This window comes from Nitrosomonas communis, assembly GCF_024102715.1.
In the GTDB taxonomy this organism is placed as follows: Bacteria; Pseudomonadota; Gammaproteobacteria; order Burkholderiales; family Nitrosomonadaceae; genus Nitrosomonas; species Nitrosomonas communis_B.
Genome location: NZ_JAGFJM010000059.1, coordinates 1 through 6,601, shown reverse-complemented (window position 1 = coordinate 6,601; position 6,601 = coordinate 1). Strand labels below are relative to the sequence as shown.

5 protein-coding genes are annotated in these 6,601 nt (G+C 48.7%); 3 read left to right on the top strand and 2 right to left on the bottom strand.

Features of this window, described 5'->3' with window-relative positions; translation table 11 throughout:
* Positions 1-46 precede the first annotated feature (46 nt).
* Both J5I83_RS05715 and J5I83_RS05710 read left to right on the top strand, forming a co-directional pair.
* A complete protein-coding gene (locus J5I83_RS05715; RefSeq protein WP_304054060.1) occupies positions 47-1,402 on the top strand; it encodes a tetratricopeptide repeat protein in 1,356 nt (451 codons plus the stop codon).
* 83 nt (positions 1,403-1,485) lie between these two features.
* Positions 1,486-2,814 (top strand): toll/interleukin-1 receptor domain-containing protein, encoded by a 1,329-nt coding sequence (locus tag J5I83_RS05710; RefSeq protein WP_304054058.1) that lies wholly within the window; start codon positions 1,486-1,488, stop codon positions 2,812-2,814.
* Positions 2,815-3,295: 481 nt separating this feature from the next.
* Here J5I83_RS05710 and dapD read toward each other — a convergent pair whose 3' ends face one another.
* Both dapD and dapC read right to left on the bottom strand, forming a co-directional pair.
* Positions 3,296-4,117: a 2,3,4,5-tetrahydropyridine-2,6-dicarboxylate N-succinyltransferase gene (gene dapD / locus J5I83_RS05705; RefSeq protein WP_304054055.1), complete on the bottom strand. Its 822-nt coding sequence runs from the start codon at positions 4,115-4,117 to the stop codon at positions 3,296-3,298.
* A 27-nt stretch (positions 4,118-4,144) separates the two neighbouring features.
* A complete protein-coding gene (gene dapC, locus J5I83_RS05700; RefSeq protein ID WP_304054052.1) occupies positions 4,145-5,335 on the bottom strand; it encodes a succinyldiaminopimelate transaminase in 1,191 nt (396 codons plus the stop codon).
* 157 nt (positions 5,336-5,492) lie between these two features.
* Between dapC and J5I83_RS05695 the strand changes: the two genes are divergently transcribed.
* Entirely contained in the window at positions 5,493-6,386 is an 894-nt protein-coding gene (locus J5I83_RS05695; protein ID WP_304054049.1) for a DMT family transporter, read from the top strand.
* The last annotated feature ends 215 nt before the right edge of the window (positions 6,387-6,601 follow it).

The following is a 6,601-nucleotide window of genomic DNA, read 5'->3' as shown; positions in this document are numbered from 1 at the left end:
CTAGATTGGCAAGTGCGGGTACGGCGTCGCTGACCGGTGCCAGCACGTGTGCTCGCTCGATCATTATGAACAGGCACTGGCCATCGCGCGCGAAATCGGCGATCGTGGCAGCGAAGGTCCCTGGCTCGGCAGCCTGGGTAACCGCTACGCTGACCTGGGCCAGACCAGCCGCGCGATCGAGCATTATGAACAGGCGCTGGCCATCGCGCGCGAAATCGGCGATCGTCGCAACGAAGGTGTCTGGCTCGGCAACCTGGGTAACCGCTACGCTGACCTGGGCCAGACCAGCCGCGCGATCGAGCATTATGAACAGGCGCTGGCCATCGCGCGCGAAATCGGCGATCGTCGCAGCGAAGGTCCCTGGCTCGGCGCCCTGGGTAGCCGCTACGCTGATCTTGGCCAGACCAGCCGCGCGATCGAGCATTATGAACAGGCACTGGCCATCGCGCGCGAAATCGGCGATCGTGGCAGCGAAGGTTCCTGGCTCGGCAGCCTGGGTAACCGCTACGCTGACCTGGGCCAGACCAGCCGCGCGATCGAGCATTATGAACAGGCGCTGGCCATCGCGCGCGAAATCGGCGATCGTGGCAACGAAGGTCCCTGGCTCGGCGTCCTGGGTAACTGCTACGCTGACCTGGGCCAGACCAGCCGCGCGATCGAGCATTATGAACAGGCGCTGGCCATCGCGCGCGAAATCGGCGATCGTGGCAACGAAGGCGTCTGGCTCGGCAACCTGGGTGACTGCTACGCTGACCTGGGCCAGACCAGTCGCGCGATCGAGCATTATGAACAGGCGCTGGCCATCGCGCGCGAAATCGGCAATCGTTTCCTGGAATCAGCTTGGCTTATTAACCTTGGCGAGAGTCAATCCAACGAAGAACGTTACGAACAAGCCATGCTATCTTGTGAGCAAGCCATGCACATTGCCGACGAGATCGGAAATGTACAGAGTCGAAACGTGAGCCGCTATATCATGGCGCGCACCGCGTTGTATCGAAATGACCTCATTGCTGCACGAACAAGAGGAGAAGAAGCACACGGCTATGATTATCCTCCCAATAATCCTCATGTTGCAGTCCTGTTGGGCGTCATTGCGCTGCGGCAGAATGATCGCATTGCTGCAAAACAGGCTTTTCAGGAGGCGTTGACTCATGTGGACAAGCGACTCAGTCTAACGTCGCAGGATTACCAAGCACTTGATAGCAAAGGACTGACGCTGGCCGGCCTGGCGCTGTACGGTGAGTCGGCGCGTCTTGCGGAAGCAATCGAAGCGTACCTGGCCGCACGAGCGATCAATCACGATGCGGGTTACCTTAAACAGATACTGCATTTGTTCGATGCTTTGGCTGCCGTGGATAAAGATGGCATGCTTACAGCAGTACGGAAGGCAGCGGCGGGTTAGTCCTCGAGCTGGCCTGACACACGAGGGCGCGCTATCAGCTTATTCCAGATACAACACATCACTCATTAATGAAAGGAATTAGCATGCACGATGGAATGGATGAAATCACAGACAAGCGTAGGCATCTACAAGCGGAACACATGCAGGTATGGCTGCAATATGCGCCCAAGCCCCCCGAGCGCGGGAATAACGCCTATGATGCGTTCATTAGCTACCGCTCATCGGATCGAGCCTGGGCCATGGCGCTCTATGATGCCTTGAGGCTGGCGGGATGGGAGCCGTTTCTGGATCAGTACGACCTCGTTCCGGGTGCCAACCTGGAGACATCGTTGACTGATAACCTGCAAGCAAGTTCGTCCGGTGTCATTCTGTGGTCCAGTCGTACCAAAGACTCGGAATGGTGCAAACGTGAACGGCAAGCCATGACTACGCTGAAGGATAGTCGGCGCAATAGCCCACACCCTTTCAACTACGTTTTCGCAAAACTCGATGCTGAGCCCTTGCCGCTTTTTGCCCAGGCGGATCTGTACCTTGATTTCGCAGAAAACCCGGAAGGGCCGCGGGGCGTAAACCTGCTTAAATTAATGTGTGGCATGCGGGGGGTTTCCCTGGCGCCAGAAGCGGTCATCATGGCTCAGAAAATTGATCAGGATGCACAACAAATGCTGATCGCTATCAGAGGCGCCGTCGAAGCAGGAAATTCAGCGCGTCTCCAGGAAATCGGCACCTCCGCAGAACCGGGGATACTTGCTACACCCGGGCCTGTTATGGCAGCAGCTCAGGGATTGATTAGCCTTAAAGAGTATGAAAACGCCTTAGCGGTACTACATTACGCCGAAGCGTATTTCCCAAAATCAATCCGAGTAAAACAGTTGCAAGGACTCGCGCTGCGACGCCTCAAGCGATATCAGCAAGCCATTGATGTGCTATCCGAGCTTAAAGCCGCCGGCCACCAGGACCCCGAAACAATGGGCATCCTTGCAGCAGCCTGGGATGGTTTATATCAGGAATCCGGAAAGATATTGCATCTCAGAAAGTCGCGTGAATTGTATCGTACCGCTTTCCAGGGTGATCCAAAAGATTATTACACGGGCATCAACGCTGCCGCGAAATCACTTTTCCTGGGTGAATTGCCAGAAGCCAAACGGTTGGCTACCGAAGTTTTACCACTGGTAAAAGCTGCGAGTAACGGCGAAGATTTCTGGGCAGGTTGTACATTGGGTGAAGTTTATTTATTGCAACACGATATCGACTCTGCCGCTACCCAATATCAAAAGATCATCGACAAACATGCTGCCCGAATTGGCGACCTTGCCAGTACACGTCAACAAGCTGTCCGGATTTGCGATGCGCTCCAATTATCAAAGGAAGAGAAGGAAAAGATACTCTCACCATTTGATCTGCTGGAATAATCGCGTGCGACATAATGATCTACAGGACGCTCAGCATCAAAAAACCAATTTCCAGTAATACAAAAACCTTCTGGCACAATCCCTCGTTCATGTACAGGTGCTGTAATCCGCGCAGTATCTTCGGAATGTCATCTCGTGAACACAAGTTGAATTTGATTTGGGATACGTCGATTTCATCTAATTCCATTTATGCATTTCGGACTGTGCGTATTTGATTTCTTCTCGAAGTTTATTTCTGAGAACAATTCACTCACCAATTTTAATCGAGGTTTAAGGGTGTTCTGCATTAAAAATGCGCTAAAACCAGCAAATAACACCCGTTTGCTTCAATTTACCAGAAACCTTGATTCCTGAAATTAGATACAACCTTTTGTTCTTTATCGAATTTAGTAGTTCTTGGGTAAGCACTAACTAAAAGAGCTGATCATTGGTAACCCCGGACATGCCGGGGTTCGTTTGATACTCATCTACCCGATTGCAGTTAAATACCCCGCAACAATTCGTTGATCCCGGTTTTGGAACGTGTTTTGGCATCGACCTGTTTTACAATCACTGCGCAATAGAGGCTATATTGCTTGTTTTCTGCAGGCAGGCTTCCTGATACTACAACTGAACCTGGCGGTATCCGGCCATAGCTGATTTCTCCTGTTTCACGGTGGTATATCTTGGTGCTCTGGCCGATATAGACACCCATTGAAATGACCGAGTTTTCCCCGACGATTACTCCTTCAACAATTTCAGAGCGTGCCCCAATAAAACAATTATCCTCAATGATGGTGGGATTGGCTTGCACAGGTTCCAGCACACCGCCAATGCCTACACCTCCTGACAAATGCACATTTTTGCCAATCTGCGCACAAGACCCCACAGTAGCCCAGGTATCAACCATGGTGCCTTCATCAACATAAGCGCCAATATTGACATAGGAAGGCATCAGCACCACATTGTTGGCGATAAATGAACCTTTGCGGACAGCAGCAGGCGGTACTACCCGGAAGCCGCCATCACGAAAATCTCTGGAACTATAATCGGCAAATTTAGACGGAATTTTATCAAAGTAGTTGGAAAAACCACCTTTAATGAAACTGTTATCTTCAATGCGGAACGATAGTAATACTGCTTTCTTGATCCATTGGTGCGTTACCCACTCACCGCCAATTTTTTCAGCCACACGTAATTTGCCGCTGTCAAGCAGATTGATAACCTGTGCAATAGACTCTTTGAGGTTTGCCTCAACATTACGCGGGGTAATCTCAGCACGACGCTCGAAAGCTTCTTCAATAATGGCTTGCAATTGTTCCATGCTATTCCTTAAAAAGGTTTAATTAATTCATTTACAACAATCTTTTATTCTTTCCATTGCCTCCACGCATTCAGCCAATGGTGCCACCAATGCGATCCGTACGAAATTTTCGCCCGGATTAACGCCATGGGCTTCACGTGCAAGGTAGCTGCCCGGCAAAACATTGACATTATAATCGCGATATAGCTTCTGCGTGAATTCAGTATCATTGATGGGCGTTCTTACCCATAGATAGAAAGCGGCATCCGGCATGGTAACAGGTAAGTGTTCTGCCATAATAGCCATGGCTTTATTGAATTTTTCCCGATACATGCGACGATTTTCAATCACATGCTGTTCATCAGCCCAGGCGGCTTTACTGGCTGCCTGTACTGCAGGATTCATGGCGCTCCCATGATAAGTGCGATACAGCAAAAATTTTTTTAGAATAGCGGCATCGCCTGCCACAAAGCCGGAGCGCATCCCAGGCACATTAGAGCGTTTGGATAGACTACTAAACACAACCAATCGCTGGAATCCGTTCCGGCCAAGCCGCTGTGCTGCTTCCAACGCACCTAACGGCGGGCGGTTCTCATCAAAATATATCTCCGAATAACATTCATCTGAGGCAATAACAAAACCATAACGATCAGAAAGTGCAAATAACTGTTGCCATTCATCCATGGTCATCACCCTACCAGTGGGATTGTTTGGTGAACAGACATAGACAAGCTGCGTACGTGACCAGATATCAGCAGTTAGCTGAGCATAATCCAATGCAAAGCCACTTTTGGCCAACGTATTGAGAAAATAAGGAGCAGCCCCGGCTAATAAGGCTGCTCCCTCGTAAATCTGATAAAAAGGATTGGAGCACACTACAACAGGGGGTTGCGTGGTATGGGTATCAATCACGGCCTGAGCAAACGAAAACAAGGCTTCACGGCTGCCATTGACCGGAATCACTTCTGTATCCGGATCAATTGCAGTTAGTCGATATCGTTGCGTCAGCCAGGTCGCAATGCTAGTACGTAGCCATTTTGTACCCATGGTTGTGGGATAATGTGCCAGTCCGTCGAGGTTATTAACCAGTTCCTGGCGAATAAAGTCAGGTGTTGCGTGTTTAGGCTCACCAATGTGCAAATGAATGGGTGATAGCGACGAGTTGGGCGTGATTCCATCCAATAATTGGGAAAGTTTCTGGAAAGGGTAAGGTTGCAGGTTGTTCAGCGTTGGGTTCATTTTGCGATGTTAATGGTAAGGCTAAAAGCAGTCAGTATAAGCGCATATTTCGCAAATGATCCCGCCACACCTACACCATGGTGGTTTTTTGCGAAACTTTATTTTTACACGCGCTTAGTTGTTTGATAAAAGTGATTCATTATAAAGGGCAGTCCTAATGTTGGCCAAACAAAAAAATATTGTCCCTATAACCGCTTTGCTTATTGGTGCAGCTATTTGGGGGGTAGCGTGGTATCCTTTTCGTTTGCTGGAGCAGGCTGGAATCAGTGGGGAAGCTTCCACTGTAATCGCTTACTTTGTTGCTTTATTAATTGGGATTATGTTCTTCCATAAACAAATTCGAACATTCAATTTCTTAGATAAAGCAGCCTATTTATTAATCTGGATCGGTGTGTGCTCAGGAATAGCGAACATTGCTTATGTTCTGGGAATCATTCATGGCGAGGTTATGCGGGTATTGCTGTTATTTTATCTGGCACCCCTATGGACAATACTATTTGCACGCATACTGCTTAGGGAAAAATTGAGCCTGCTTGGCTACTGGGTCATTTTGCTATCGCTAATTGGCGCAATGACTATGCTATGGCAGCCAGAAAAAGATTTCTCTTTTCCTGCTTCGTATGGTGAGTGGATGGGGTTATCAGGTGGCATCATGTTTGCTCTGGCCAATGTACTGGTCCGTAAAGATCAACAGCACAATGTTCAATTAAAATCACTGGCAATATGGCTAGGTGTTACGCTCATTGGTTTTCTTGCGACATGGAGTATGAGATCTCTTCCGCTGATCTCGAGTATCTCTACCGACGCCTGGTTACTTTTACTAGGCCTAGGATTAATCATTTTTTTCTTGAGCATTACATTGCAATATGGTTTAACACATATTCCGGCAAATCAGGCGATTGTCATTATGTTGTTCGAGTTGATCGTTGCTGCCATTGCTTCATACTTTCTTGCTAATGAAATAATGACGCTTAAAGAATGGATAGGTGGCTTGATGATCGTTTCAGCCAGTTTTTTTTCTGCAAAAATTAACCATCAAGTCCCTATATAGCCTACGTCACATAAAATGATTCAATTTTAAAGAGTTGCTCAACGGTTTGGTTTTGTTGTTTTCTGATTGCTTTGGCTTGTGCCCATTCTCGTCAATATAGACGATGACGCGGTTTTGAGCTTTATACGCCTTAATCGTCTCCTGGAAGGTGCGCCGTTTGTCTTCGTCCGCTTTGGGATGCTGTAGTGTTTTTTTTATAGCTGATGTTCATACGC

Bases quoted from the DNA above. Each gene is read 5' to 3' on its own strand.
- J5I83_RS05695 (WP_304054049.1), top strand. From the start codon at position 5,493: ATGTTGGCCAAACAAAAAAATATTGTCCCTATAACCGCTTTGCTTATT.
- dapD (WP_304054055.1), bottom strand. From the start codon at position 4,117: ATGGAACAATTGCAAGCCATTATTGAAGAAGCTTTCGAGCGTCGTGCT.
- dapC (WP_304054052.1), bottom strand. From the start codon at position 5,335: ATGAACCCAACGCTGAACAACCTGCAACCTTACCCTTTCCAGAAACTT.
- J5I83_RS05710 (WP_304054058.1), top strand. From the start codon at position 1,486: ATGCACGATGGAATGGATGAAATCACAGACAAGCGTAGGCATCTACAA.